Below are 24,440 nucleotides of genomic sequence, written 5' to 3'. Positions count from 1 at the left end.
AGGCGATAAGTCTTCTTTGACTTCATATGTTGTCATTCGTTATAGTCAAAATATGGGGCGAATGCCCTGATTTTTAGAGTGAAGGGAATGGAATGAACATGCAAGGAAGAGTGAAATGGTTCAATGCAGAAAAGGGATTTGGGTTTATTGAGCGTGAAGATGGTGACGATGTATTTGTCCATTTTTCTGCTATTCAACAAGATGGGTATAAGTCATTAGAAGAAGGGCAACAAGTAGAGTTTGACATTGTAGATGGAGCACGTGGACCACAAGCAGCTAATGTTGTGAAACTGTAGGGGATATTGTTTTGGGAAGAGAAAGCTGCGTTTGTGGCAACGTTATATATATGTAGTAGAACCTCTTGTTTTTTGCAGGGGGTTTTTTGTTATAGGGTAAGTTGTCAAAAAGTTGTTTCTTTTCTGTAACGAATTGTCCACAGTTATATTCGTTATCCATGATGTTAATAGGATAAAATAAAGATAGAAACGATGCATCTTTTCATTTCAACAAAAAACGATAAAAAAATCGCAATTCCACTAATTTTTTTAAAAAAGTTAGAAGGAGTTTTTAAGCCAGTGTCGAAATTATAGGACATAGGCTTGAAAGGAGGAATTCATCTATGAAATTCAACATTCGTGGTGAAAATATTGAAGTAACTCCAGCATTAAAGGAATATGTAGAGAAAAAACTAAGTAAGTTAGAGCGTTATTTTGATACATTCCCAGAGATTAAAGTTAATTTAAAAGTATACTCTGACAAGCAACGTGTCGAGGTAACAATACCATTTACTGATTTATTACTTCGTGCAGAAGAAACTAATAGTGATATGTACGCTGCTATCGATTTAGTAGTTGATAAACTTGAGCGACAAATTCGTAAACATAAAACAAAGGTAAATCGTAAGTTACGTGAGAAAGGTTCTGTGAAAACGAACTTTATCCTTCCAGAAGCAGTAGCTGTTCTGGATGCGGTAGAAGAGGATGAATTAGAACTTGTACGTACAAAACGATTCGATTTAAAACCGATGGACGTTGAAGAAGCGATCCTACAAATGGATATGCTAGGACATAATTTCTTCGTCTTCACAAATGCTGATACAAATGAAACTAATGTTGTATATGGCCGTAAAGATGGGAAATACGGTTTAATCGAAACTAAATAATAATTCAAAAGCGCAGCCGAAATGGCTGCGCTTTTTTTGCTGAAAATAGATTTTTAAAAAACTTTTCTTAATTTAGAACGAGACATTCGGCCGATTGTTGTCATAGTTATAAGACAAGTGTTACAATTATCATTAGGTATATACATTTTAGTTTTTTTAATTAGGAGAAAAATTGGCATAACATACATTTGATTTTTACAACGACTGATTGTAATAGAGAAAAAGAAAAACAATCGGAAGTTTTATTTTAATAAAAGAGGAGCGTATTTCCTATGATCGGTATTTTAAAAAAGGTGTTTGATGTAAACCAACGCCAAATTAAACGTATGCAAAAGACAGTTGAGCAAATTGATGCATTAGAGTCATCTATTAAGCCACTAACTGATGAACAATTAAAAGGAAAGACGCTTGAATTTAAAGAACGTCTAACAAAAGGTGAAACAGTAGATGATCTACTACCTGAAGCTTTTGCAGTTGTTCGCGAAGCGGCAACTCGTGTTCTTGGAATGCGTCCATATGGCGTACAGTTAATGGGGGGTATTGCCTTACATGAAGGGAATATTTCTGAGATGAAAACGGGTGAAGGTAAAACGTTAACATCTACATTACCTGTATATTTAAATGCTTTAACAGGAAAAGGTGTTCACGTTGTTACAGTCAATGAATACTTAGCACAACGTGATGCGAACGAAATGGGACAACTTCATGAGTTCCTTGGCTTAACGGTAGGAATTAACTTAAACCATATGTCACGCGAAGAGAAACAAGAGGCTTATGCTGCTGATATTACGTATAGCACAAATAATGAGCTTGGATTCGATTACTTACGTGACAACATGGTTTTATATAAAGAGCAGTGCGTTCAACGTCCACTTCACTTTGCTATTATCGATGAAGTCGATTCTATTTTAGTCGATGAAGCGCGTACGCCGCTTATTATTTCGGGACAAGCTCAAAAATCAACAGAGCTATACATGTTTGCAAATGCATTCGTTCGTACGTTAGAAAATGAAAAAGAGTATTCATTTGATGTGAAAACGAAAAATGTAATGTTAACAGAAGATGGTATTACGAAAGCAGAGAAAGCTTTCCATATTGAAAACTTATTCGATTTAAAACATGTAGCACTTCTTCACCATATTAATCAGGCGCTTCGTGCACACGTTGTTATGCACCGTGATACAGATTATGTTGTACAAGAAGGCGAAATCGTAATTGTAGACCAATTTACTGGTCGTCTTATGAAAGGTCGTCGTTATAGCGAAGGATTACACCAAGCGATTGAAGCAAAAGAAGGTGTAGAAATTCAAAATGAGAGTATGACGCTTGCGACAATTACATTCCAGAACTACTTCCGTATGTATGAAAAATTATCTGGTATGACTGGTACAGCGAAAACAGAGGAAGAGGAATTCCGTAACATTTACAATATGAACGTTATTGTAATTCCAACAAACAAACCGATTATTCGTGATGATCGTGCTGATTTAATCTTTAAATCAATGGAAGGTAAGTTCAATGCTGTTGTTGAGGATATTGTAAATCGTCATAAACAAGGGCAACCTGTTCTTGTAGGTACAGTTGCAATTGAAACTTCAGAGCTTATTTCAAAAATGTTAACACGTAAAGGTGTACGTCATAACATTTTAAATGCGAAAAACCATGCGCGTGAAGCAGATATCATTGCAGAAGCCGGTATGAAAGGTGCTGTAACGATTGCAACGAATATGGCTGGTCGTGGTACAGATATTAAGCTTGGAGACGATGTGAAAATCTTCGGTCTAGCAGTTATCGGTACAGAACGTCATGAAAGCCGTCGTATTGATAATCAGTTACGTGGTCGTGCTGGTCGTCAAGGGGACCCTGGTGTGACGCAGTTCTACTTATCAATGGAAGATGAATTAATGCGCCGATTTGGTTCAGATAATATGAAAGCAATGATGGATCGTCTTGGTATGGATGATTCTCAGCCAATTGAAAGTAAAATGGTTTCTCGTGCGGTAGAGTCTGCACAAAAACGTGTTGAAGGAAATAACTATGATGCACGTAAGCAGTTATTACAATACGATGATGTACTTCGTCAGCAACGTGAAGTTATTTATAAGCAACGTCAAGAAGTAATGGAATCAGAAAACTTACGTGGCATTATTGAAGGTATGATGAAATCTACAGTAGAACGTGCTGTTGCGCTTCATACACAAGAGGAAATTGAAGAGGATTGGAACATTAAAGGTCTTGTTGACTACTTAAATACAAACCTTCTTCAAGAAGGAGACATAAAAGAAGAAGAATTACGTCGCCTTGCTCCTGAGGAAATGAGCGAACCGATTATCGCGAAATTAATAGAGCGTTATAATGACAAAGAAAAGCTTATGCCAGAAGAGCAAATGCGTGAGTTTGAGAAGGTTGTTGTATTCCGCGTTGTAGATACGAAATGGACAGAGCATATTGATGCGATGGATCACCTTCGTGAAGGTATTCATTTACGTGCTTACGGTCAAATTGATCCACTTCGTGAGTACCAAATGGAAGGATTCGCGATGTTCGAGTCAATGGTTGCTTCTATTGAAGAGGAAATTTCTCGTTACATTATGAAAGCTGAAATTGAACAAAACTTAGAACGTCAAGAAGTTGTTCAAGGTGAAGCTGTTCATCCATCTAGCGATGGCGAAGAAGCGAAGAAAAAGCCAGTTGTAAAAGGTGACCAAGTGGGCCGCAACGATTTATGTAAATGTGGTAGCGGTAAAAAATATAAAAACTGCTGTGGTATTGTTCAGTAATATAGGGCGGTAGCTTTGGCTGCTTTGCAAACTTTTATATCAAAAATGTATAATTAAGAAGAATTAAACTCTCTCCGTAATAAGTGGAGAGAGTTTCCCTTGTTTTCATACGAAAGTAACAGCAATTACATAGAGGTGAAGGAAATGGAATTAGTAGAAATTAGACAGGAATTAGAGAAAATGGCTAAGCGATTAGCGGCTTTTAGGGGGTCTCTTTGACCTCCCTACTAAGGAGAACCAAATTGCAGAATTAGAAGAAAAAATGATGGGCGCAGGATTTTGGGATGACCAACAAGGCGCACAAGTTGTAATTAATGAAGCGAATGCGTTAAAAGATATGGTTGGAAGTTTCCGTCAGTTAGATGAGACGTTCGAAAATTTAGAAGTAACGCATGAGCTTTTAAAAGAAGAATATGATGAAGATTTACATGAGGAATTAGAATCAGAAGTAAAAGGCTTAATTCAAGAAATGAATGAGTATGAGCTTCAGTTACTATTAAGTGATCCTTATGATAAAAATAATGCGATTTTAGAATTACATCCAGGTGCAGGTGGAACTGAGTCACAAGACTGGGGTTCTATGTTATTACGTATGTATACACGTTGGGCTGAAAAACGTGGATTTAAAGTAGAAACGGTTGACTATTTACCAGGTGATGAAGCTGGTATTAAGAGTGTAACTTTATTAATTAAAGGTCATAACGCTTACGGTTACTTAAAAGCAGAGAAAGGTGTACATCGTCTTGTACGTATTTCACCATTCGATTCTTCAGGTCGTCGTCATACATCGTTTGTATCTTGTGAAGTTGTACCAGAGTTCAATGATGAAGTTGAAATCGAAGTACGTACAGAAGATTTAAAAATTGATACGTACCGCGCAAGTGGAGCGGGTGGACAGCACGTAAATACGACAGATTCAGCAGTTCGTATTACACATACACCGACAAATACAGTTGTAACGTGTCAGTCAGAGCGTTCACAAATTAAAAACCGTGAGCATGCGATGAAGATGTTAAAAGCGAAATTATATCAAAAGAAACTAGAAGAGCAACAGGCACAATTAGATGAAATCCGTGGGGAACAAAAAGAAATCGGATGGGGTAGCCAAATCCGTTCTTACGTATTCCACCCGTATTCTCTTGTAAAAGACCACCGTACAAATACGGAGGTTGGTAACGTACAAGCAGTTATGGATGGAGAGATTGATCCATTTATTGATGCTTACTTACGTTCTCGCATCTAATAAGCGAAAAAAAGCCAACAAAATTGTTGGCGCATGCTGAGGATATAGAGGATATAAGGCATTTGATTTTATTTTTATAGATGAAGTAAAGAGGAAGAGAAGTTGGAAACGACAACTTCTCTTTTTGATGGGATTATATGTAGATTACAATGCTGTATATTGTTTTGTAAAAAGTAGAGAATAGTAAAATAGAGCGGTAATAGGGTGAAGATTTATATAGAACTTTTCTAATTTTCCTTTTAAAAAGGATTCTTTATAGAAGTTTTTTAAGTTGTTCACAGAATTGAAACAACTTATGAAAGCTTTATTTTATCAAGGTTCTCACTGTATTTTTGAGGAATATGAAATACACCTTAGTTTTTCTATATAAAGATAATGCTTATAATGAAAATGAGTGTGTTAGGAATAAAAAGAATATCAACAATGGGGAGCGATAGAAGTGAAAAAGAAATTGTTGGCTATTGCGCTAGGGACATCGGTTGTTTTTACTTTAGGAGCATGCGGAAATAAAGAAGAGAGTAAGTCTTCGAAACAGTCTGCAAGCACAGACAGCGCAGAACAAATTTTCCAAAGAAGTTGTGCTGGATGTCACGCAACAGATTTATCAGGGGCAACTGGACCTGATTTAAGAAAAGTGGGCGGTAAGTACGACGCCGCAGATATCGAAGAGATTATTAAAAAAGGCCGCGGTTCAATGTCACCAGGACTTATTCAAGGTGAAGATGCGAAAAAAGTATCTGAATGGTTAGCAGAACATAAATAAAAAAGGTGAAATGGACGAGTTGATAATATATTCAACTCGTTTTCCTTTTTCTGGAATGTAACATAACTGTAACAAAAATGTATCCAAATTGGAAACCGTTTGATGTTACAATGGGGTTTGTAGAATTTTGCTGAAATATATTACATAGAGTGGTATTGCTTATGAGAAAGCATAAGTAAACTACCTTCAACAAGGATGAATAAGTGAAAATGAAGGATGTCTTTTATTTTCAGATGTACAGAAAAGTATTTCGAAAAAAATCATTAAGTATTGGGTGATAAATAATGATAAAAATGACGAATGTTTATAAGGAGTACCCGAATGGTATGAAAGCCATTGCTGGTCTTACAGTTAACATTAAACAAGGTGAATTCGTATACGTAGTTGGACCGAGTGGAGCCGGAAAATCTACATTTATTAAAATGATGTATCGTGAAGAGAAACCATCTACAGGATCTATTAATGTAAATGGACTTACTATCGAAACATTGGCAGAAAGAGACGTTCCGTATTTCCGTCGTCAATTAGGCGTAATTTTCCAAGATTTTAAATTGCTACCTAAATTAACGGTATATGAGAATGTTGCGTTTGCTTTAGAAGTAATTGAAGAAGAACCGGATGCAATTCGTGAGCGTGTAACAGAAGTTCTAGGTCTTGTAGGCCTTGAAGATCGTGCAGACGCACTTCCAAGTGAGCTTTCGGGCGGGGAGCAACAACGTGTGGCTATTGCAAGAGCAATTGTAAATAGACCAAAGGTTGTAATTGCCGATGAGCCAACAGGTAACTTAGATATTGAAACAGCTCTTGATATTATGAATATTTTTACTCGCATTAATGAGCGCGGCACAACGATCGTTATGGCGACGCATAATGCAGATATCGTAAATACAATCCGTCATCGTGTAATCGCGATTGAAGGCGGAAAAATTGTTCGAGATGAGATTGAGGGAGGATACGGATATGAAGGCTAAGACCCTTAGTCGACATTTGCGAGAAGGTGTAAAGAATCTATCACGTAACGGATGGATGACATTTGCTTCTGTTAGTGCAGTAACAGTTACATTATTACTTGTAGGTGTCTTTTTAACAGCGATTATGAATATGAACCATTTTGCGACGAAAGTAGAGCAAGATGTAGAGATTCGTGTACACATTGATCCAGCTGCAAAAGAAGCGGATCAAAAGAAATTAGAAGAAGATATGAGTAAGATTGCAAAAGTAGATTCTATTAAATATTCTTCTAAAGAAGAAGAGTTAAAACGTTTAATTAAAAGCTTAGGTGATAGTGGAAAAACGTTTGAGTTATTTGAACAAGATAACCCACTTAAAAACGTATTCGTTGTAAAAGCAAAAGAACCAACAGATACAGCGACAATCGCGAAGAAAGTTGAAAAAATGCAGTTTGTCAGTAATGTTCAGTACGGAAAAGGGCAAGTTGAACGATTATTTGATACTGTAAAAACTGGTCGTAACATTGGGATTGCGTTAATTGCTGGTCTTTTATTCACAGCGATGTTCTTAATCTCTAATACAATTAAAATTACAATTTATGCTCGTAGTACAGAAATTGAAATTATGAAACTTGTTGGTGCAACAAACTGGTTTATTCGTTGGCCATTCTTGCTAGAGGGATTATTCTTAGGAGTATTAGGATCAATTATTCCAATTGGCCTAATTCTAGTTACGTATAATTCGTTGCAAGGTGTGTTTAACGAAAAACTTGGCGGAACAATTTTCGAGCTGCTACCATACAGTCCTTTCGTATTCCAATTAGCTGGTTTACTAGTATTAATCGGTGCTTTAATCGGTATGTGGGGAAGTGTAATGTCAATTCGTCGCTTCTTAAAAGTATAAAAAGTTGCAAACATAATTCGTACAAGCTTATCATATAGTAGAAATAGGTAAAGGCATCACACACTGTGTGATGCCTTTTGCTACACCACCTGTGTGTTTTGGAAAGGGGAATTCCGCATTGAAACGTAGAGTTGCAATTATTGGAATGGTTGTTGCATTTTTAATTGGTGCTGGCGGAATGTTTGCAGGCATGTCTGTATTTGGGGTTACCCCAGCAGAAGTAACGCAAACAATTTCGAGTGGGAATGCTAGCACTGCGCAAGGGAATTTGGCAAAAATTAATGAGGCGTATGCACTAATTGATTCACGTTATGTGGAAGACGTGAAAGATGAAAAGTTAGTTGAAGGTGCAATACAAGGTATGTTGTCTACGCTGAAGGACCCTTATTCCACGTATATGGATAAAGAAACAGCCAAACAGTTTAGTGAATCGCTTGATCCTGAATTAGAGGGGATTGGGGCTGAGGTGAACAAGACGGACGATAAGCTTATTATCGTATCGCCAATTAAAGGTTCACCAGCAGAAAAGATAGGAATTAAACCGAATGACCAAATTTTATCTGTAGATGGAAACAGTGTGAAAGACTTATCACGTGAAGAAGCGGTATTAAAAATTCGTGGTAAAAAGGGAACGACTGTCGCAATTGAAATTAAACGTGCGGGAGTAACTGATCCGATTGTATTTAAAATTAAGCGTGAAAAGATTCCAATCTTTACAGTGTTTAGTTCTGTGAAGCAAGAGAGTGGAAAAGATATCGGTTATATGCAAATCACTTCTTTTGCTGAAAATACAGCGAAGGAATTTAAGGATCAGTTAAAAGAGTTAGAGAAGAAAAATATAAAAGGCTTAGTTATTGACGTGCGTGGTAATCCTGGTGGCTATTTAAATAGTGTAGAAGATATACTAGGGGAAATTATGACGAATAAAAAGCCAATGCTACAAGTAGAGCAGCGAAATGGTGAGAAGAAGAAATTCTCTACGGAACTGAAAGAGAGAAAACCATATCCAATTTCAGTATTAATTGATAATGGAAGTGCTTCTGCTTCAGAGATTTTAGCGGGTGCGCTGAAAGAAGGAGAAGGATACGATTTAATTGGTGAAAAAACATTTGGTAAAGGTACTGTCCAGCAAGCTGTTCCATTTAAAGACGGCAGCAACATTAAATTAACGATGTTTAAATGGTTAACACCGGATGGGAACTGGATTCATAAAAAAGGAATCGCACCAACAGTAGAAGTGAAGCAACCAAATTATTATCATGCGACACCAATTCAAATTGAAAAAACACTTTCATACAATTCAAATGATGTACAAGTAAAACATGCTCAAGAAATGCTTAAGAGCTTAGGGTATGTACCAGGTCGTGAAGATGGATACTTTAGTAAAGAGACAGAATCGGCGCTGAAAGCATTCCAAAATGCGAATGAGATGGAAGCGACAGGACAGCTTGATAAAAAGACAGCTGAAGCGATTCAAACTAAAATTATCGAAAAAATCCGTTCTGGAGAAAATGATTTACAATTACAGTCAGCATTAAAGTTAATGGCAAAATAAGAAGAAATACAGGCAGTTTGCTGCCTGTATTTTTTTGTGTTAAACAAACGTTTGTTTAGTTGTGATAATATAAAAAGAAAGAATGATATAAATGGTGGTGAATGAGTTCGTGGAGGCGTGGATTTTTGAAATAATGCGGGCAGTTGGACGTTTTTTCTTACACCCTGCTGTCTATATATTTGTAATAAGTAGTATCTTCGTTGGATACTTACGTATGTTAAGAGAACGAAAAGATTTTTCTTTTAAAGTTTATGATATTTGGTTTGAACTGCGAACCTCTCTATTTGCAGGGATTGGATACGGATTAGTAGTATCTATTATTACGATTGGGCTTGGACTTGTTGTTTCTAAAGCAAGCTTATGGGCCATTTTAATTTGGACATTACTATTTGGATTAACGGCTATGTATCGATATTTATCGGCAGCTTATACATTTAGCATTGCGATTGTATGTGTTCTATTATCTTCTAAGCTACCAGTTTCCTTCTTACAGCTTCGAGAAGGTGAAGAGAGTACCATTGTATCCCTTGCTATTTTACTAGGCGTTATGCTTATTGTAGAAGGCTTATTGATTTCTAAAAACGCGGTAGGATACTCTACACCGAAGATTAGGAAGGGGAAGCGTGGATTAAAGATTGGTTTACACGAATCAAAGCGTTTATGGATCGTTCCTATTTTTATTCTTGTACCGGGTGATGCGGTAACGCAGTTTATTTCATGGTGGCCTGTCGTTTCAATAGGTTCAAATACATATTCTCTATTCCTCGTTCCATTTTTAATTGGGTTTATGAGAAAGATTAAAAGTTATGAGCCGACGGAAGCTTTATTATTTACAGGAAGACGTGTTTATGGATTAGCAGGACTTGTGCTCGTTTTAGGAATCGCAAGTTACTGGTGGCACGTACTTGCAATTATCGCGATGGGAGTCGCGATGCTTGGGCGTTTCACAATTTCGATGCAAGAGAAAATTGCTGATGAAACAAGACCAGCGTATTTTGCTGCACGCAATGATGGGCTCATTGTACTAGATACAATTCCAAATACAATTGGAGCAGAGCTGAAATTACTGCCTGGAGAAATTATTACGAAAGTAAATGGAGTCATTCCAAAAACCGCCGAGGAATTTTATGATGCGCTTCAAACGAAGACGACAGGAGCATTTTGTAAATTAGAAGTATTAGATACAAATGGTGAGCTTCGTCTTGCACAAACTGCATTATATGCTGGTGGACATCACGAATTAGGTATTGTATTCGTTGAACAGGAGCATGAGTGGGATTCAGAAGCGATGTAATAGAAGGAATGGTATCACCTTGTGGTGGTACCTTTTTTTGTTTTTTGGGGGGAGGGTAGTTAGTAAATGAAATTTATATCGGCGATTATTCGAATATATCGACTTTCCGGCCAAAAACGACAGCTATCGCAAAGCTTATTTTCAGTTTCATAGACGGATAACTTGAATAATTATTTGATAATGGTTATCATTTAGGGAGTCTTTTTAATTTTGGAAAATGGAGGTAAGATATGCTGCGTAAATTTTTCTCGTACTATAAACCGTATAAAGGTTTATTTATACTCGACTTTTCTTGTGCGGTTGTCGCAGGATTATTAGAACTCGGCTTCCCGCTTATCGTAAATCAATTTATTGATAAGTTATTGCCAGGGCAAAACTGGACGCTTATTTTATGGGCTTGTTTCGGTTTACTCGCAGTTTATATGTTAAATGCAGGCTTACAATATGTCGTTACATATTGGGGACATATGCTTGGTGTTAACATTGAAACAGATATGAGGCAGAAATTATTTGATCATATTCAAAAGCTATCATTCAGATTTTTTGATAATAATAAAACAGGTCATTTAATTTCGCGTCTTACAAACGATTTAATGGAAATTGGGGAAATTGCTCACCATGGACCAGAAGATTTATTTATCGCCGTAATGACTTTAGTTGGGGCATTCTCATTTATGATGATGATCAACTGGAAGTTAGCGTTATTAACGTTCTTCGTCATTCCATTCCTATTATGGTTAGCACTTTACTTCAATAAAAAAATGACAGGTACATTTAGACGTTTATTCTCAGACGTTGCTGATTTCAATGCATGTATTGAGAACAACGTTGGTGGTATTCGCGTTGTACAAGCATTCGGAAATGAAAAGTTTGAGAAAGAGCAATTCGCTGTGAACAACGCTCGTTTCCGTACAACGAAATTAATGGCGTATAAAATTATGGCTTTAAATTCATCGATTAGTTATATGCTCATGCGTCTCGTAACGCTCTTCGTATTAATATGCGGTACATGGTTTGTTCTGCAAGGAGAATTAACATACGGTGGATTTATCGGATTCGTTCTATTAACGAATATTTTCTTCCGTCCAATTGAAAAAATTAACGCGGTAATCGAAAGCTATCCGAAAGGAATCGCTGGTTTTAAAAGGTATGTAGAGCTTCTTGAAACAGAGCCTGACATTGTAGACTCTAAAGATGCAATGGAAGTGAAGCATGTACATGGTGATATTCAATATAACAACATTACGTTTGGATATGAAAACAAAGAACCGATTTTAAATGACATTAGTTTGAACATACATGCAGGTGAAACAGTTGCGTTCGTTGGACCATCAGGAGCTGGGAAAACGACGTTATGTAGCCTATTACCACGTTTTTATGAGCAATCATCTGGATCGATTCAAATTGATGGAATTGATACGAAAGATATGACATTATCTTCACTTCGTAAGCAAATTGGAATTGTGCAGCAAGATGTGTTCTTATTCTCAGGAACAATTCGTGAAAATATTGCTTACGGGAACTTAAAGGCGTCAGAAGCTGAAATTTGGCAGGCAGTAAAACGTGCGCAGTTAGAAGACTTAATTTACTCACAACCAGACGGTTTAGATACTGTTATCGGTGAGCGTGGTGTAAAACTTTCTGGTGGACAGAAGCAGCGTCTAGCAATTGCTCGTATGTTCTTGAAAAACCCGCCAATTTTAATACTAGATGAAGCTACTTCCGCACTAGATACTGAGACGGAACTTGCAATTCAAAAATCACTTGCTGAATTAGCAGCTGGCCGTACAACGTTAGTTATCGCTCACAGACTTGCAACGATTAAAAATGCAGATCGAATTGTCGTTGTAAATAAAGACGGTATTGCAGAACAAGGTTCACATGATGAATTAATTGAGCAAGGCGGAGGATACAGTAGGTTATACGAAGCTCAGTTTAGTTCGTAAATATAATTTGTACTGAATTAGTGCACCATAAGTAGGTAAAAATCTCATATGGGAGGAAATAAAGTATGATTGTAACAACAACGTCTACAATTCAAGGAAAAGAAATTATTGAGTATATCGATATCGTCAATGGAGAAGCGATTATGGGCGCGAATATCGTTCGTGACCTCTTCGCTTCTGTCCGTGACGTTGTCGGCGGTCGTGCGGGTGCTTATGAAAGTAAATTAAAAGAAGCGCGCGACATTGCAATGGAAGAGATGAAAACTTTCGCAAGACAAAAAAATGCAAATGCAATTGTTGGTATCGACGTGGATTACGAAGTAGTTCGCGAAGGGATGCTAATGGTTGCTGTGAGCGGGACTGCTGTCCGTATCTAAAATGAAAAGCCGTGCTGATGTGAAGTGACCCCTAAAAGTTAGACACGGTTATTTCATTAGGCAGCTCGATAAAAATGAGTCCGGTATTGCACCGGGCTCATTTTTAATTTTGCTTTTATCCGTTTTGTATTGTAATAATCTATATATTTTTCTAATTCTATTTTGAAGTGCTCTACACTTTCAAACTCTTTTATGTAGAGAAACTCAGACTTCATGATTCCAAAGAAATTCTCCATTACTGCGTTGTCATAACAGTTGCCTTTACGAGACATACTTTGTACGATACCTCTTTTTTGTAATGGGTGACGGTACTGTTTCATTTGATAATGCCACCCTTGATCTGAATGCATCATTAGTTGGTGATTTTCAGGTAAACCTTCTAATGCTGTCTCTAACATTTCTGAAACAAGTGAATACGTCGGTCTAGAGCCAATTGTATAGGTAATGATTTCACCATTATACAAGTCTAATACAGGTGATAAATAAAGTTTCTCACCGAATAATTTAAATTCTGTAATATCGGTTACCCATTTTTCATTTGGCGTATCTGCCGTAAATTTACGCTCTAAAATATGAGGTGCGATTTTACCAACTGTTCCTTTATAAGATTTATATTTTTTCATACGTACAAGACATTTTAAACCTAACTCTTTCATAATTCGTTGCACTTTTTTATGATTCACTATTTGATTACGATTGGCTAACTCATCACGAATACGACGATATCCATAACGACCTTCGTGTTCATCATAAATCGCTTTAATTTCTACTTTTAAATCGGCATCTGGATCGATTCTATCCATTTGTTTTACATAAAAATAATAGGTGCTTCGAGGGATATCCGCTAACTTTACTAATTCTTTCACTTGAAACTCATGCCTTAATTCATAGACTACTTGTGCCTTGTCTTGTTTGGTGATTTTTCCTTGTTTTGAACTAAGGCATTCAACTTTTTTAAATACGCATTTTCCATACGTAAGCGTTCTAATTCAGCTTGTAACGCTTCAACTGAACCTTCTGCCGGAATCTTTTTAGTATCATGTTTTGTGTTTTTATTTTTCATGGATGGACGCCCCTTTTTCTTTGGTTCAAGGGCATCTAAGCCACCTACTTCAAATTGCTTCTTCCATTGATAAACCGTTGTAAAAGAAGGAATCATGAAGATAGCCGCTGTATCCATTAACGATATACCCGATTGAGCCATAAAATTTAGTACGTCTAGTTTAAACTCTGCGGTGTAATTTGTATAGACCTCGTATAAACCTTCTTCTCCATGGAGTTCGTATAAGCGTAACCAGTATTGAAATTGTGCCTTTGTAATATGCATCTGTTTTGCATATTCTGCTTGAGAAATTATTTTCGGATTAAATCCTTGAACGAGCGTTAACTTTAAATCCTTCGTAAATTTTGTCATACAAAAAACTGCACCTCCAATTGTTAGACTGTGTCTAACAATTGGGGTGCAGTTCACTGATGCATGGCTTTTTACTTTATATGTCGAAGTTTCAATATTTCTTGGGAAATGCGGAAGGTCCCGTCGATATATAGGGAAGACATTAGAGCGCTTCTTTACATTTCCGTATTTGAACTAATAATGTTTCGTATTCTTGGTTGAGAGATGTGATGTCATCGTGATGATTGGGTATAGAAATCCGACTGATGACTTCAGTTAATTTTGTTTGTAACCTTAATAATTCTTGTTTAGTAACGTTTACAGAATTCCCGGTTGTTCTTTTTGTGTATTGCTCGTAATTACCGTGGAATACTCTTGGTTCACTCTCATCTACTTGTAGAATATGGTCTGCAACAGAGCGAATAAAGGCACGGTCATGGCTAATGAAAAGTATTGTGCCAGGATATTCTTGTAACATGGTTTCTAATTCTTCTTGCGTTGCTAAGTCTAAATAGTTTGTCGGTTCATCTAGCAGAAGCATATTATAGTTTCCTAAAAATACTTTTGCGAGTGCAACCTTCATTCGTTCACCCCCGCTTAGAACGTGCACAGGTTTATGAACATCCTCACGACGGAATAGAAGCCGTGCAAGTATTGTGCGAACGAATGCTTCCGTATATTTTGTTTCTTCTAGAACGTTTTCTAAAATGGTTTTATCTGTTTTTAAAATAGATAATGTTTGTTCGAAGTATCCAACTTTACAACTTTTCGATAGCTGCATGCCACGCTCGTTTGTGAGAAGCATGTTGAACAAAGTGGTTTTGCCACTTCCATTTGCCCCTAAAATAGCTAGTTTTGCACCAGGGACAATAGTTCCATTCATATTTTTAAATAGTGTGCGGTCGCCTATTTTCTTTGTTGCTTTATTGAACTGTACTGCCACCTTACTATGAATGGGTGTATGGTATTGTACGTCAAACTGAGCTTGAGAAAAATCCTTTGGCTTTTCTTTCTTTTCTAATTTTTCGAGACGTGTCTCTAATGCTTTTGCTGCTTTACTAACCTGTTCTTGACCATGAGCTCCACTTAATTTATAAAGTTTAGATTCAGATGAACTGAACCGTGTTGGGATTTTTATCATGCTAGAAGCACGTTGCTTTTTTTGTAGAATGGATTGTTCTAAACGATTTTTTTCTTGTACATATTGCTCATATTCTGCTTGTTTTTGTATTCGTTCACGTTCTTTTTGCGTTCGATAGTTGGAATAATTCCCTTTATACTCTTGAATAATACCGTCTTCAATTTCAATAATTTTGGTACATATATTATCTAGAAATTCACGATCATGCGATATTAAAACAAGTGCTCCTTTATAGGATGAAAGTGCCTTTTCTAATTGCTCTGTACCGACCATATCTAAGTGGCTTGTTGGTTCATCAGCGAATAAAATGCCTGCATTTTGTTCGAGAGCATGGGCAATCTTTAGCCGCATTCGTTCACCACCGCTCATTACGTCGGTAACGTTTGAAATACTCCATTTTCCTTTTGCAAGGGAAGAGGTAGTTTCCGGTAATTCCTCGCTAAGCTGAGGAATTATGCTGATAGAACTATGATGAGTTACTATGCCTCTGTCAGCTTCTATTTCTTTACTTAATATTTGTAATAACGTAGATTTACCAGCTCCGTTGACTCCGACAATACCTATGCGATCCTGTGCTTGAATTTTCAGTGATGGTAACGTAAATAGTGTGCGATCACCAAAGCTCTTTTCAATATTACTTGCGAATAAAATAGTCATAAAAAAACCTCCCTAGTTTCACTAGAGAGGATAAACGTCGCCCTTGTATGTAAAAAATCGTATATAAATAAACGATTTTTTACATGATCGTTTCGAAAGAAAGTATCGACAAATGGACAGACTAATCCTCTGCTAGTTTTCATCATTTTTGTTCACTATTTGTGATGGATGAAATAAATAAGAGAATTAGAACTTCATTGGTCAAAGTACCTTCCTTTCATAATATTACTTTATTGTATGCGCATACAAAAGGGTTTGTCAAACTTATTTCTGTTCGCTATTTTTGAATTTATTATTATACAATTGTGTTTTTGCCAGCGCCTCAGCATCGTTTTTAATTTCATCCAGTCCATTCGCATCTCCAATAACATAACCTTCAAATGAAGAACCAACAAAATCAAAGATATATTGGAATTGAGCAATAAGCGGTAATGCTTTTAGCTTTGGATTATCCCCGCCAACGATGACAACATACATTTTTTTGCCTTTCATTTTTTCTTTGAAATGAAGAGATGTATCGCGCAAGCTTTGTGACCAGCGATCAACAAAGTTTTTCATATGTCCACTCATTCCGTACCAATATAATGGTGTAGCAAAGATAATCGTGTCGTGCTCTAACATGCGTTTCGTTAACTGCTCGTAGTCATCATTTACAGGTTGGAATCCTTCTGCATCATGACGCTTATCTGTAATAGGATAGACTGTGTGATCACGTAAATAAATTTGTTCTGTTTCAATTCCATCAATCATCATATGTGTTAAAGCTTCCGTATTTCCGTTTTGTCTTGAACTGCCATGTATAACAAACATGTAATCATTCCTTTTCTTTTGCTTGTTTTAGGAGTGAAACGTGTTTTTGCAAATTCGCTTGGATGTTGGAAAGCAATGTGATTTGCTTTGTTACTTCATTGAGTTTATCTTCGTAAAGCGTAAGGATACTGCTGCACGGATTGTCGTACAGGTGCGGTTCAATTTCAAGGCAGCGCAGCATCCTTGCTGTCTCTTCTAAATTTAAGCCAATTTGTAAGTACATTTGAATAAGCTCCACTTTTTCGACGGCACTTTCATCAAAATCACGGTAGCCATTTGCGAGGCGCTTAGAAGGGAGTAATCCCTTTTCTTCGTAATGTCTTAGTGATCTTTCACTAACGCCAGTTTCTTTTGATAATTCTCCAATTCGCAATGTGTTTCACTCCTTTTACATGTATTGTAAACCTTCACACTAATGTGAAGGTCAACTCTGTTTTTTCGCAAAAGAATTTACATAATTTAAGAACACTTGAATGGCTTTAGATGGAATGAAATATTTGCCGCGAACGATAGAGAACGGACGGATTAGTTGTTCATTTGGAACTTCGATGTGGAATAGTTCTTTTGCTAGTAGCTCTTTCCGTACAGTCCAATCAGAAAGTATAGCGATGCCAAGACCGGCACTAACAGCTTCCTTTACACTTTGGATACTACTGAATGTAAAGAATCGTTTCATTTTTAAATGGTGTTGATGAATAAATCGGTCACTATAAGCGCGTGTACCAGAACCACTTTCTCTTAGTACCCATACTTGATCTTGGAGTGTGCTTTCATTTATTTCCTTTGTGCGGAGTAGTGGATGATTTGGCGGAACGACGAGCTTCATTTCATCTTGCATAAATGTTTCAACGTTAACATCAGCGTATACGACTTGCCCTTCCACTAAGCCGATATCAATTTGATTAGAGCGAAGACTTTGCAAAACTTCTTCTGTATTTGAGATAAAGGTATGCACTTCGACGCGTGGATTTTCATTCGCATAGTTAGCGAGTATTTTTGGAAGTAAGTATTCGCCAATTGTAAAACTAGCACCGATGCGAAGTGTTCCTGTTACAACGTTATGTAGTTCATTAATTTCTTGCTTAGCATCTTCGTAAAGAGAGAGCATTTGCTTTGCATGAATATATAATATATTTCCAGCTTCCGTGACTTGGACATGTTTCGGAGATCGCTGAATGAGTGTAGTTCCAAATTCGTTTTCTAAGTTGCGTATATGCATACTTACGCCAGGCTGTGAAAGATTTAATAATTCCGCTGCACGAGAGAAGTGTTTCTGTTCAACGACAGTAACAAAAATTTTTAAAATGTCTACGTTCATTTGCAAAGCTCCTTTCGTTTTTCTTTCATCTTATCATAAGTATTTCTGATGATAGAGATTTGGTATTGGTATTAAACTTATTATAGAAACTCTCTTATAATGTAAGTAGAAAGAACATGCATGTTCCAATACGATTATTGGGGTGGTACAAGGTGGAACAAACACTTGTTATACAAAAGAAGAAGGGCTTTGGATTTTCGCAAGGAATTGGGATTACATTATTAATCGCAATTGCCGCGAAATATTTAGCAGAGCTTCCATTTTTAAATATTATGGGACAATTAGTAATTGCTATTCTAATTGGGATGGTTTGGCGCGCTGCAATTGGAGTTCCTCATGATGCGATTGCAGGAACGAACTTTGCGAGTAAGAAGTTACTGCGCTTTGGGATCATCTTACTTGGAATGCGATTAAATCTTGTTGATATTGCGAAGGCGGGGCCGAAAGTATTGGTCATCGCGGCGGTTGTTATTACATTTACTATTTTTGTTGTATACGGACTAACGAAAGTATTTAAAGTAGAAAAGAAACTTGGGATTTTAACAGCATGCGGTACGGCAATTTGCGGCGCGGCCGCGGTCGTGGCAATTGCACCGCAAGTGAAAGCAAAAGATGACGAAACAGCAGTTGGAGCGGCGATCATTGCAATTTTAGGTACAATATTTACGCTTATTTATACGTTATTATATCCAGTGCTTGGCCTATCTCCATACGGATATGGAGTGTTCTCAGGGGCGACACTGCATGAAATTGCTCACGTAATTGCGGCTGCGGCGCCAGGAGGAAGCACGGCTGTAGATATCGCAGTTATCGTGAAACTAACGCGCGTTGCAATGCTTGTACCAGTAGCGATTTTAATCGGATTATGGTTTGGTAAGAGTGAAGGTAGCGAGGAAAAAAGATCATGGCGCGACCTTCCAATTCCATGGTTCATCTTCGGGTTTTTAGCAATGAGTGCAGTGCATTCGCTTGGGATTATTCCAGAAGTTGTTGCGGGATACATTGTTGTAATTGCTTATATGCTAATCGCAATGGCGATGGCAGGGCTCGGTTTAAATGTAGAGTTTAAAACTTTCCGTAAATTAGGAAGTAAAGCATTCGTGGCAGGGCTGATTGGCTCGGTTTGCTTATCGGTTCTTGGATACGTTCTTGTATGGGGATTAGGATTTATATAAGTAGGACGAAGAAGCTGTTCCAAAAGATATTTTGGGGCAGCTTCTTTCTTATGCTTATGGTGCTACTGATGTCGATATATTTGGGAAATCGCCGATATAAATGGAGTTGCGCTGATATATTTGCAAAATCGCCGATATATTTTAAGTTGCGCTGATATATTTAAAAAATCGCTGATATAAATTGAATTACTCTTGTACTTTGTTAGAGAAGATATGCATTGAAATGTTTTTCTAAAATTTGTAAAGATATCTTTACTTGTAACTGGAAAATATTTATAATTTAAGTAAAGATATCTTTACTTTTGAAGGTGGATCCTATGGGTGTGAAAAATAAAATAAAAGAGTTAAGAAAGCAAAATCATATAACACAAGTTGAAATGGCAAAGGCGATGCAGGTGACGCGGCAGACGATAGTGGCGATTGAAAATCATCATTACAATCCGAGTCTAGAGTTATCCTTAAAAATCGCCAAGTATTTTGGAGTGAAGGTGGAGGAAATCTTTACGCTGGAGTAAGGGGAGAGAAAAAAAGGATAAGCTTGAGAGATTTCAATTAGATTAAACGTTTAAATATATAAGGATTGGTTTTGGTTTATTAATTAGTATCGCATCAACGAGCGTGTTAGCAACAAAGAATAATAGATAGAAAAAGGGGAACTGGGATGGAATTACCGGTGTTATGTGTCGCTACAGCTATATTTGCGCTTCTTTGGGGAATGCAAAACTTTTCTCGTAATCCAGTGCCAAGTATTTGTATTATGATTGGTACTGTAGGTTTATCGTATTATTTATTAGTATTAGCCCATTATCATAAAACGGCAACGAGTGTTGTTGTTGGAGCACTTATTTTATTTTGTGGGCGCGCCATACAAAAGGGGTTATTTCCATAAAAGCTGTTTATACACTTTGTATAAACAGCTTTTTGTATTTTTTTTACAAAACACTTGAAAGTTACGTAACGTCATCTTCTATAATGAGGGGGAAGAGGTGATGGTAGTGATTTCAATACAAGAATTGACGAGAGAAACAGGGGTTACAGTACGTACACTACGTTATTATGATCAAATAGATTTATTAAAGCCGAGCGGAAAAACAGAGGGTGGGCATCGGTTATATAGTGAAGCTGACGTTATTCGTTTGCAACAAATTTTATTTTTAAAAGAAATGGGATTTTCATTAAAAGAAGTTGCGAATATGTTAGTAAAAGGTGAGCTGGATTTGAAAAAATCACTTGAAAACCAACTTCGATTTGTACAGGAAGAACAAAAGAAATTTAATCGAATGGAGCGTGTTTTACAAGCGGTTGTTTATTCGGTAGATGTAGAGGGAGAACTTGATTGGAAAGTTATGTTTGAACTTATTCAGCTTTCAAAACAGTCTCCTCGTATACGTGAAATATTTCAAAATGAAGTATTTTCAAAGGAAGAACAAAAGTTGCTTCATAATTTACCGAATATGAGTGAGGAAGATCAGAATGTTTTAGAATGGGTAGATTTATTAAAGCAATTACGTATTTTTATGAAAGAGGGTAAAGAAGCCACTAGTGATGAAGTACAAAGGGCAATGAAGAGATTAATGCAGAAGTGTTTAGAAATGGCTAATGGTGACGAAGCGTTTTTAGATAAGTTATGGGAGGTTAGAAAATCAAAGGAAGATTCACAGAAAATGAGCATGTATCCAATTGACGAAGAGTTTTTATTATATATGGATGAAGCTTTTCGTATATATGATGAAAAGGAGAAGGATAAATGAGCATACTCCCAGAATATCGTTGGTATTTTTTAATTGGAGCAGAGATTGTATTTTGGTTATCGGCTATCGGTTTCTTTTTACTCCGTTACGGATTCCGTTTAAAGAAGGCGAGCTTTATTATGGGGATTGTACTCCTCGTAAATGAAGTGTTTATTTTAACATTAGGGGCAGTGGACTATTATCAAACAGGAAAGTTCTCTAATTTTCAAATCATTACTGTAATTATTTTACTGTATGCAGTTTTCTACGGGAAAAAGGATTTGAAGAAGCTTGATATATTTGCGCAAAAGCTAGTTGCGAAATGGCGTAATGAACCGGCGCCTATTATTGAAGAACAGGTAGAATTAACAGGTATGGCCTATGCAAAGCAGGAAATAAAAAATTGGGTATTACATCTTGTTTTATTCGTTGGTGTGCACATATTCTTTTTCTTCGCGTATGGATTTATTCCATTTGAACAATGGGGTAATTGGTTAGAATCGGGAATCGTTTTAAATAAAGCTGCAAGTCGCGTGAGCCAAGTGTGGGCAATTATATTTTTAGTTGATACAGCGATTTCATTTTCATATGTGGTTTTTCCGAAGAAGGAGAAAGGAAAAGAAAAGCTACTTTCATAGTTGAAAGTAGCTTTTGGGTATACAAATAATTTTTATAGGAGAGGATGACAATAGAAAAAAGAACCAGCTTTATATGTCTATTTCTCTTTAGTTTAGTAGCATGCTCACCATCTAACACTACAATTGATAAGAAGAACGATGTCATTGTAAAGGGAACCAGGATTTCCAATCTAGATAAATTTGAAAAGTTCGTTTTGAATGTCGAGCAAAGGGAAGTTGATAAAATAAGAATTGTACAGTATACCCTTGAAGGGGATCCGATTTTTCAAACGTTAGAGTATAGTGGGAACGATATATTTTATGTGTCAGATAATAGAAAAGACAAATTTGCTGGGAAGGATAAAGGGTTACATAAAGATAGTTGTAAAAGTATTGTTAAAGAGCAGCGCGAATCAGAAAGTACTTATCGGTTAATAGATTGTATGAATGAAGCTGGGCGCAATGGATATGACTTAGTATATGTACCTAAAAAATAGAATTAGTAGAGGAAGGAAGTATTTACTCCTTCCTTTTTCTATGTGTATATTGTCGAAAACTTTACCGAATATCTGTTCGTTTTTTTAGGTTTTTTATAGGCATTCGTGGTAAAATAATAATACAGATTTTTATGAGGAGGTCGGATTTTACTTGGAACATCAATTTGAAATTATATCAGCGTATTCCCCGCAAGGTGATCAGCCGGTAGCTATAGAGAAGCTTGTAGAGGGAATTAATAGTGGAAAGAAAAAGCAAGTGTTGCTTGGAGCGACAGGAACGGGTAAGACATTTACGATTTCAAATGTCATTAAAGAAGTGCAAAAGCCAACACTTGTTATGGCTCACAATAAAACGTTAGCAGGACAGTTATATAGTGAGTTGAAAGACTTTTTCCCGAATAATGCAGTTGAGTATTTTGTTAGTTATTACGATTATTATCAGCCGGAAGCGTATGTACCACAAACAGATACGTTTATTGAAAAGGACGCGCAGATTAATGATGAAATTGATAAATTGCGTCACTCGGCAACGTCTGCATTATTTGAACGGGACGATGTAATTATCGTTGCGAGTGTTTCGTGTATATATGGTTTAGGTTCTCCTGAAGAATACCGCGAGTTAGTTGTATCACTTCGAGTTGGTATGGAGAAGGACCGCAATCAATTGCTTCGTGAACTTGTTGATGTACAGTATGGACGTAATGATATTGATTTCAAGCGTGGTACATTCCGTGTGCGCGGAGATGTAGTTGAAATCTTCCCAGCATCACTTGATGAGCATTGTATTCGAATTGAATTTTTCGGCGATGAAATTGATCGTATTCGTGAAGTAAATGCGTTAACAGGTGAAGTATTAGCAGAACGTGATCATGTAGCAATCTTCCCAGCATCTCACTTCGTTACACGTGAAGAGAAAATGAAGGTCGCTATTGAAAATATCGAAAAAGAATTAGAAGAGCGTTTAAAGGAATTAAATGATAACGGTAAGTTGTTAGAAGCGCAGCGTATAGAGCAACGTACACGTTATGATTTAGAAATGATGCGCGAGATGGGCTTTTGTTCAGGTATTGAAAACTATTCCCGTCATTTAACACTTCGTCCAGCGGGTGCAACACCGTATACGTTATTGGACTATTTCCCGGAAGATTTCTTAATTGTTATGGATGAGTCGCACGTATCAGTGCCACAAGTAAGAGCGATGTATAACGGGGACCAAGCACGTAAGCAAGTGCTTGTGGATCATGGATTCCGTCTGCCATCAGCTTTAGATAATAGACCGCTCATGTTTGATGAGTTTGAGGAGAAAACGAATCAAGTTATTTACGTTTCGGCGACGCCAGGACCGTACGAGTTAGAGCAGTCACCAGAAGTAATAGAACAAATTATTCGTCCAACAGGGCTTTTAGATCCACCAATCGATATACGACCTATTGAAGGGCAAATTGACGATTTATTAGGAGAGATTCAAGATCGTATTGCAAAAAATGAACGTGTATTAATTACGACTTTAACGAAGAAAATGTCAGAGGATTTAACGGACTACTTAAAAGATGTAGGAATTAAAGTGAACTATCTTCATTCTGAAATTAAAACGTTAGAACGTATTGAAATTATCCGCGATCTTCGCCTTGGTAAGTTTGATGTACTGGTCGGTATTAACTTATTACGAGAAGGATTAGATATTCCAGAAGTATCACTTGTAGCGATTTTAGATGCTGATAAGGAAGGGTTCTTACGTTCGGAGCGCTCATTAATTCAAACAATTGGTCGTGCCGCGCGTAATGAAAACGGCCGCGTTATTATGTACGCAGATCGTATAACAAGATCAATGGGAATTGCAATTGAAGAAACGCAGCGTCGTCGTACTATACAAGAAGCCTACAATAAAGAGCATGGTATTACGCCGAAAACGATTCAAAAAGGCGTACGTGATGTAATCCGTGCAACGACAACTGCTGAAGAGACAGAAACATACGAAGCAACTCCTGCTAAGAAAATGACGAAAAAAGAGCGTGAAAAGACAATTGCGAAGATGGAAGCAGAGATGAAAGAAGCAGCAAAAGCGTTAGACTTCGAGCGTGCAGCTGAACTAAGAGATTTACTATTAGAATTAAAAGCGGAAGGGTGA

General features: G+C 37.0%; 23 protein-coding genes. 18 read left to right on the top strand and 5 right to left on the bottom strand.

Features of this window, described 5'->3' with window-relative positions; translation table 11 throughout:
- The first annotated feature begins 98 nt into the window (after positions 1-98).
- The 11 genes from cspC to ACUXVC_RS26010 all read left to right on the top strand — a co-directional run bounded on the left by cspC (position 99) and on the right by ACUXVC_RS26010 (position 12,974).
- Positions 99-296, top strand: a complete 198-nt coding sequence (gene cspC / locus ACUXVC_RS26060) for a cold shock protein CspC (protein ID WP_001990088.1) — start codon at positions 99-101, stop codon at positions 294-296.
- 323 nt (positions 297-619) lie between these two features.
- Positions 620-1,162, top strand: coding sequence for a ribosome hibernation-promoting factor, HPF/YfiA family (gene hpf / locus ACUXVC_RS26055; protein WP_000671193.1), 543 nt, complete (start codon positions 620-622; stop codon positions 1,160-1,162).
- Positions 1,163-1,434: 272 nt separating this feature from the next.
- Positions 1,435-3,942 carry a preprotein translocase subunit SecA gene (secA, locus tag ACUXVC_RS26050; RefSeq protein WP_078400870.1) on the top strand — a complete coding sequence of 836 codons (2,508 nt, stop codon included), beginning with the start codon at positions 1,435-1,437 and terminating at the stop codon, positions 3,940-3,942.
- Positions 3,943-4,086: 144 nt separating this feature from the next.
- A protein-coding gene (gene prfB / locus ACUXVC_RS26045; protein WP_096001455.1) for a peptide chain release factor 2 occupies positions 4,087-5,185 on the top strand; the annotation gives its coding sequence in 2 pieces (ribosomal slippage) (positions 4,087-4,158 and positions 4,160-5,185; 1,098 coding nt in all).
- A 439-nt stretch (positions 5,186-5,624) separates the two neighbouring features.
- Positions 5,625-5,948 carry a cytochrome c551 gene (gene cccB, locus ACUXVC_RS26040; RefSeq protein WP_000727975.1) on the top strand — a complete coding sequence of 108 codons (324 nt, stop codon included), beginning with the start codon at positions 5,625-5,627 and terminating at the stop codon, positions 5,946-5,948.
- Between the two features lie 284 nt (positions 5,949-6,232).
- Positions 6,233-6,919 (top strand): cell division ATP-binding protein FtsE, encoded by a 687-nt coding sequence (gene ftsE / locus ACUXVC_RS26035; protein WP_000594319.1) that lies wholly within the window; start codon positions 6,233-6,235, stop codon positions 6,917-6,919.
- Positions 6,909-7,802: a permease-like cell division protein FtsX gene (gene ftsX, locus ACUXVC_RS26030; RefSeq protein ID WP_000645028.1), complete on the top strand. Its 894-nt coding sequence runs from the start codon at positions 6,909-6,911 to the stop codon at positions 7,800-7,802. Before ftsE ends, ftsX begins: the two co-directional genes overlap by 11 nt.
- 118 nt (positions 7,803-7,920) lie before the next feature.
- Entirely contained in the window at positions 7,921-9,357 is a 1,437-nt protein-coding gene (locus ACUXVC_RS26025; RefSeq protein WP_000830318.1) for a S41 family peptidase, read from the top strand.
- 91 nt (positions 9,358-9,448) lie between these two features.
- Positions 9,449-10,651: a PDZ domain-containing protein gene (locus ACUXVC_RS26020; RefSeq protein WP_144465740.1), complete on the top strand. Its 1,203-nt coding sequence runs from the start codon at positions 9,449-9,451 to the stop codon at positions 10,649-10,651.
- 230 nt (positions 10,652-10,881) lie between these two features.
- Positions 10,882-12,597, top strand: coding sequence for an ABC transporter ATP-binding protein (locus ACUXVC_RS26015; protein WP_446025888.1), 1,716 nt, complete (start codon positions 10,882-10,884; stop codon positions 12,595-12,597).
- 65 nt (positions 12,598-12,662) lie between these two features.
- Complete coding sequence (locus ACUXVC_RS26010; RefSeq protein WP_000637523.1) at positions 12,663-12,974, top strand: heavy metal-binding domain-containing protein; 312 nt, start codon at positions 12,663-12,665, stop codon at positions 12,972-12,974.
- Positions 12,975-13,030: 56 nt separating this feature from the next.
- Here ACUXVC_RS26010 and ACUXVC_RS26005 read toward each other — a convergent pair.
- The 5 genes from ACUXVC_RS26005 to ACUXVC_RS25985 all read right to left on the bottom strand — a co-directional run bounded on the left by ACUXVC_RS26005 (position 13,031) and on the right by ACUXVC_RS25985 (position 18,293).
- Positions 13,031-14,388 (bottom strand): IS3-like element ISBce18 family transposase gene (locus ACUXVC_RS26005; RefSeq protein ID WP_446025887.1). Its coding sequence is split into 2 segments (ribosomal slippage): positions 13,031-13,932 and positions 13,932-14,388, totalling 1,359 coding nucleotides; the frame shifts between segments, so codons are not numbered across the junction.
- A gap of 142 nt (positions 14,389-14,530) precedes the next feature.
- Positions 14,531-16,165 carry a ribosomal protection-like ABC-F family protein gene (gene abc-f / locus ACUXVC_RS26000; protein WP_446025886.1) on the bottom strand — a complete coding sequence of 545 codons (1,635 nt, stop codon included), beginning with the start codon at positions 16,163-16,165 and terminating at the stop codon, positions 14,531-14,533.
- Positions 16,166-16,429: 264 nt separating this feature from the next.
- Positions 16,430-16,975 (bottom strand): flavodoxin family protein, encoded by a 546-nt coding sequence (locus tag ACUXVC_RS25995; RefSeq protein WP_446025885.1) that lies wholly within the window; start codon positions 16,973-16,975, stop codon positions 16,430-16,432.
- Between the two features lie 4 nt (positions 16,976-16,979).
- Entirely contained in the window at positions 16,980-17,348 is a 369-nt protein-coding gene (locus ACUXVC_RS25990; protein WP_089171979.1) for a MerR family transcriptional regulator, read from the bottom strand.
- Positions 17,349-17,399: 51 nt separating this feature from the next.
- On the bottom strand, positions 17,400-18,293 hold the full coding sequence (locus tag ACUXVC_RS25985) for a LysR family transcriptional regulator (RefSeq protein WP_089171978.1): 894 nt from the start codon (positions 18,291-18,293) through the stop codon (positions 17,400-17,402).
- A gap of 152 nt (positions 18,294-18,445) precedes the next feature.
- Between ACUXVC_RS25985 and ACUXVC_RS25980 the strand changes: the two genes are divergently transcribed.
- The 7 genes from ACUXVC_RS25980 (at position 18,446) to uvrB (ending at position 24,440) form a co-directional block, all read left to right on the top strand.
- Positions 18,446-19,468: a YeiH family protein gene (locus tag ACUXVC_RS25980; RefSeq protein ID WP_000438413.1), complete on the top strand. Its 1,023-nt coding sequence runs from the start codon at positions 18,446-18,448 to the stop codon at positions 19,466-19,468.
- Between the two features lie 317 nt (positions 19,469-19,785).
- On the top strand, positions 19,786-19,983 hold the full coding sequence (locus ACUXVC_RS25975; protein ID WP_000538364.1) for a helix-turn-helix transcriptional regulator: 198 nt from the start codon (positions 19,786-19,788) through the stop codon (positions 19,981-19,983).
- Between the two features lie 146 nt (positions 19,984-20,129).
- On the top strand, positions 20,130-20,357 hold the full coding sequence (locus ACUXVC_RS25970) for a hypothetical protein (protein WP_069356499.1): 228 nt from the start codon (positions 20,130-20,132) through the stop codon (positions 20,355-20,357).
- Positions 20,358-20,457: 100 nt separating this feature from the next.
- On the top strand, positions 20,458-21,219 hold the full coding sequence (locus tag ACUXVC_RS25965) for a MerR family transcriptional regulator (protein WP_446025884.1): 762 nt from the start codon (positions 20,458-20,460) through the stop codon (positions 21,217-21,219).
- Positions 21,216-21,836, top strand: coding sequence for a hypothetical protein (locus ACUXVC_RS25960; RefSeq protein WP_446025883.1), 621 nt, complete (start codon positions 21,216-21,218; stop codon positions 21,834-21,836). Before ACUXVC_RS25965 ends, ACUXVC_RS25960 begins: the two co-directional genes overlap by 4 nt.
- 44 nt (positions 21,837-21,880) lie before the next feature.
- Positions 21,881-22,312 (top strand): DUF4362 domain-containing protein, encoded by a 432-nt coding sequence (locus ACUXVC_RS25955; RefSeq protein WP_088022476.1) that lies wholly within the window; start codon positions 21,881-21,883, stop codon positions 22,310-22,312.
- A 151-nt stretch (positions 22,313-22,463) separates the two neighbouring features.
- Positions 22,464-24,440 (top strand): excinuclease ABC subunit B, encoded by a 1,977-nt coding sequence (gene uvrB / locus ACUXVC_RS25950; protein ID WP_000400989.1) that lies wholly within the window; start codon positions 22,464-22,466, stop codon positions 24,438-24,440.

This window comes from Bacillus sp. N6, from assembly GCF_052805735.1.
This window is presented reverse-complemented; position numbering and strand designations above follow the sequence as displayed.